Genomic DNA, 4,194 nt, shown 5'->3' with positions numbered 1-4,194 from the left:
GCGGCTGATGACTGGAGCATGAGGGTCATGCAGGCACCGATGATCATGAAGAGGACGATAGATCCGAATCCGAAGTTGGTCAGCGGAGCCAGGAAAGACTGGACTGCAGGCTGAGAAAGGATAGGATATGCAGTATCCTTGAGGGTTGAGAGTCCGAGGAAAAGGAGGCCGAAGCCCATGATGAACTCACCGAAGTTCTTGTACTTTGTCCTCTTGAGGGACATGAACAGGAACGCGAAGAACATCATCGGGATCGCGATGGCACCGAGGCTGAACGACCCGTCGAAAGAAAGGGCGAAGAGCCATGCGGTCACGGTCGTTCCGATATTCGCACCCATGATGACTCCGATGGCGTTTGCCAGGGCAAGGAGTCCGGCATTCACGAAGCTCACGAGCATGAGGGTGGTAGCTGTCGAAGACTGAACGAGTGCAGTCACGACGATACCGGTGATCACGCATTTTACACGGTTTGAGGTCATAGAGGCGAGGAAAGACCTGAGAGAGTTTCCTGCCAGTTTCTGGAGGCCGCCACTCATCTGTGACATTCCGAAGAGGAACATGCCAAGGCAGCCGAGCATTTTAAGTACAGCGTATACTGTATCCATCGAAATATTGGTTGTGATTATTAATTGCTAAATCAGAGCAAAAATACTAAAAAAATCGATGTGTCTGACAAAAGTTGTAACTTTACGGCAAAACAAAATCACATGTTCCGTAGACTTGCCACGACAGTCCTTTCACTGATGCTCTTCGCCGCGACTGCCGGAGCACAGTTCTACGTGACCGGAGACGACCCGGCGAGGGCAAGATGGAACCAGGTCGAGACCGAGAACTTCAGGCTCATCTACCCCCGCGGACTCGACTCTCTGGCAAGGGTCTACGGGCGTGAACTCGAAAGGTGGAGAACTCCGGTAGGACAGTCAATCCACTATCTCCCGGGAGAATATACGAGAGGCAAGATGCCTGTCGTCCTGCACCCCTTCAACTCGGACTCCAACGGATCCGTGGCATGGGCTCCGCACAGGGTCGACCTGTACACCCAGCCCGACGCCTATCCTTTCATGCCATTGAGCTGGGACCGTATGCTCGTGATCCACGAGTCCCGCCATGTGGCACAGATGCAGTTCGGACTCACGAAGACCCTGCGTCCTTTCGGATGGTTCTTCGGAGAGATGATAGCCGGCGGCGCGTCGGGTCTCTACGGACATCCCAGCTGGATGGAAGGAGACGCGGTGATCGCGGAGACAGCCCTCACCAATTCCGGGCGAGGCAGGACGGCAGATTTCCTCAACTACTACAGGATATCCTTCGACCAGGGCCAGATGCGCAACTTCAGCCGCTGGTCGCACGAATCCCAGACCAGGTTCATTCCGGACAAATATGCGCTCGGCTACCTGACGCTCAGCGGATTCAGATATTTCTACGGCGACAAGGACTTCGTGGGCAACAACTATGAGCACTTTGCCCGCATGCCTCTCGACATCACCAATTTCCATGAGATCCGAAAGCTCACCGGCAAGTTCCTTCGCGAGGCCTTCGCGGAGGTGGCAGACAGCATGGCCGTACACTGGAGGGCCGAGCTCGACGAGAGGGCCCCGTTCATGCCGATGGAACAGGTCACGAAGACAGGCAGGGGCTTCACCCAGTATTACGGGCTGGCATCCCTGGGCGGCGACATCTACGCGGTCAGGAAATCAATGTACCGCAGTCCTCAGCTCGTAAGGATAGACGACTCCGGCAAGACGCGCAGCATCAGATCTTTTTCCGCAAAATCCGGAGGACTGCGCTCTGACGGTGAAAGCCTGTGGTGGAGCGAGACCGTGGACGGGCCGAGGTGGGACATGGAGAACCGCTCTTCGCTCAGAAGGATAAACTCCGCCAGAAAGAACGCTTCTGACGGAAGACACGCGAGGCTACGTCACCCGGTAAGCGTCACCCGCAAAGGCAGGTATTTCAATCCTTCTCCAAATGCCGACGGGAGCCAGATCCTGGCGGCCGAGTACTTCGACTTCGGAGGGACAGGCATCTCAACCATCGACGTAAGGACAAAGGAAAGACGCAGTGTGAGGATGCCGGACAGCCTCCAGGTAACCGAAACGGCGTGGCTTGGAGAAGACAGGATCTTCGCTATCGCACTTTCCGACTCGGGCAGCGGACTCTATGAGCTCGTAAACCCGGAGGCGGAGGAGACATCATGGAAGACAATCATCGCACCTCAGCCAGTAATCATGGCGGACCTGGGCAGCAGGGACGGCGAACTCACCTTCACCTCCGACAGGACCGGAGAGCACGAACTATACAGCGTCGACCCGGACAGCGGTAGGGTACGACAGATCACCAATATACGCTACGGAGCCAAATGGTTCCGCTACTCGGACGACGGGGAATGGCTCTATTATGCTGCTCCGCAGCTCAAGGGTACGCCAGTGTTCAGGACCGCGGTGGATTCTCTCCCGACGAAGACCGTGGACTTCAGCCAGAGATACAGCTACTTCATCGCCGACAGGCTGAGCGAGCAGGAGAAGGAGTACGGTGTCACAGCTCTGGACGAGGACAGCGTCAGCTTCTCCGAGGTCCGTCGATGGAGAAAGCTCCCTCATCTTTTCAATGTCCATTCATGGGCTCCACTCTATGTGAACGTGGACAACATCATGAACCAGAGCTTCGACCGAATCTATCAGGTGGCGGCTCCGGGAGCGACCGTGCTCATGCAGAACAAGCTCAGCACCATGGTCACCCAGATCGGATATGCCGCCCACAAGGATCCGGCAAACAAGGACAAGTGGCGCCATTCGGGACACATCAAGATGACCTATACCGGCTGGTATCCGGTCTTCGAGGCGAGCCTCGACTTCAATGACAGGGCCGCCACCGACCACCTCCCTACCCGTTCGTACCGATATGCTGGCGGAAAAATGGGATTCTCCACCCCTTCGGCCGCAAGCAGCAGGCCGGCTCTCGAAGCACAGATCTCGGCATACATCCCGTGGAAATGGTATAAGGGCGGATGGGTCAGCGGCGTCATCCCTAAGGCAAGCTACACCGTCAGCAACGACCATTACGACACCAGTCTCGCCGTCTGGGATAGCCGCGAGGAAAGCCTCGGACTCAGATTCTTCGACTCCTATGTCCCGGGCAAGATAATGGCAAGGCAGACGATAAACGCCTCCGTGCGCGGCTACATCATGACCGCGACGGCAAAGAATGCCGTGTACCCAAGATTCGGAATCGGAGCCGAGGTCGGCGCACTCACCAGGCTCGGACTCGGACTTCCGACACCGGCATCAAGGTCCCTCTTCAAGCCTACTCTCTATGGGTATGGATACATGTACCTGCCGGGATTCCTTCCAGAGCAAGGATGGAAGCTCACGGCAAAGTACCAGCGCAGCCTCGTCTCGAAGGGCATCTATTGGGGCGGCGGCCTCAACATGCTCCCAAGGGGAAAGTCGGGCAATGCGGAATTGCTCCAGACCGCGTCCTCGGCCCAGAAGCAGGTGCTCAACTTCACTGCTGAATATGGTATTCCTTTCTCGGTCGGAGATCTCGACCTGGTACACGGCCTGCTCTTCGTCAAGAGCATGACACTCACGCCGCATTTCGACATGATGCTGAACGCTGACGGAAATCTCTTCAGCGCAGGAGCAACCCTGACGGCAGACCTTTCGGGCATCATCTGGGCTGCGATTCCGATCTCGGTCGGCGTAACTTGGTCTTATAACGGGGGATCCGCCTACAGCGGATATGAGGCGTCCGGAATAGAGATTGGACGCAATTTCTTCGGCCCTGTATTCAGGGTATCACTCCCTTAATCCTACTTTCCTCTCTTGTCTATCCAGAGCCAGAGGCGCCACATCAGGGCACCCCAGGCGAGGAAGAGAACTATAGCCAGCCATGTCGGCAGAGTTGACTGGTAGAGATTCTCGCCGGAGTATTTCTCGAAGTTCGGGATATCGGCATAGTAATAGGCGCCGGCTCCGAAATCCATGTCGTCGATAAGTCCCATGTGATTGCAGACTATGTAGCCGGCCATAATAAAAATGACCACCGTCACGAGGACGGTGATCACCTTGAATATTGTTTTCTTCTTACTCATTTAAGAGAGTACAGGAATCTTGAAGATGACGCCTGAGAGAAGGATCCATACGGCGAAGAGGGTAAGGAGCACGTTGCAGGTCTGGCCGATGAGATAGAGCC

At 55.9% G+C, this 4,194-nt stretch carries 3 protein-coding genes; 1 reads left to right on the top strand and 2 read right to left on the bottom strand.

Annotation, left to right across the window (positions count from 1 at the left end; translation table 11 throughout):
• A partial coding sequence (locus AC06ND_RS06700; protein WP_475678223.1) for a Na/Pi cotransporter family protein occupies window positions 1–605 on the bottom strand: 605 nt, incomplete at its 3' end.
• A gap of 102 nt (window positions 606–707) precedes the next feature.
• On the opposite strand from AC06ND_RS06700, the gene AC06ND_RS06695 reads away from it, so the two are divergent.
• The gene (locus AC06ND_RS06695; protein WP_475678222.1) at window positions 708–3,809 is read left to right on the top strand and encodes a TolB family protein; all 3,102 of its coding nucleotides are present in this window, start codon (window positions 708–710) and stop codon (window positions 3,807–3,809) included.
• Between the two features lie 2 nt (window positions 3,810–3,811).
• Here the strand turns inward: AC06ND_RS06695 and AC06ND_RS06690 are convergent, their stop codons facing one another.
• Complete coding sequence (locus AC06ND_RS06690; protein ID WP_475678221.1) at window positions 3,812–4,093, bottom strand: hypothetical protein; 282 nt, start codon at window positions 4,091–4,093, stop codon at window positions 3,812–3,814.
• Between the last annotated feature and the right edge of the window lie 101 nt (window positions 4,094–4,194).

This window comes from Candidatus Cryptobacteroides sp. (genome assembly GCF_056207615.1).
Note: the sequence above shows the minus strand (reverse complement) of the source record. Positions and strands in the feature narration are given on the sequence as shown.